This is a genomic window from Paracraurococcus lichenis, assembly GCF_030657435.1.
In the GTDB taxonomy this organism is placed as follows: domain Bacteria; phylum Pseudomonadota; class Alphaproteobacteria; order Acetobacterales; family Acetobacteraceae; genus Paracraurococcus; species Paracraurococcus lichenis.
On sequence record NZ_JAUTWS010000554.1, the window covers coordinates 1 to 333 of the forward strand.

Here is a 333-nt window from a genome sequence, read left to right on the forward strand (position 1 = left end):
GATGGACTGGGCGACGCGCAAGGTGTTGGCCTGGCGGGTGTCGAACACCATGGAGGTGGAGTTCTGCCTGGAGGTGCTCGAGGAAGCTATGGCGCGGTTCGGGCGGCCGGAGATCTTCAATACCGACCAGGGCAGCCAGTTCACCTCGCCGCGGTTCACCGGCCTGCTGCAGCAGGCCGGGGTACGAATCTCCATGGACGGCCGCGGCCGCTGGATGGACAACGTGTTCATTGAACGGCTGTGGCGCAGCCTGAAGTACGAGTGCGTCTACCTGCATGCCTTCGAGACCGGCTCGGAACTGCGGGCCGGGCTGGCGAAGTGGATCGGCTACTA

General features: G+C 64.9%; 1 protein-coding gene. It reads left to right on the plus strand.

What is annotated here, in order from left to right:
- Positions 1-333, plus strand: a 333-nt coding sequence (locus Q7A36_RS41215) for a DDE-type integrase/transposase/recombinase (RefSeq protein WP_305109542.1), incomplete at both ends; no start/stop codon positions are given.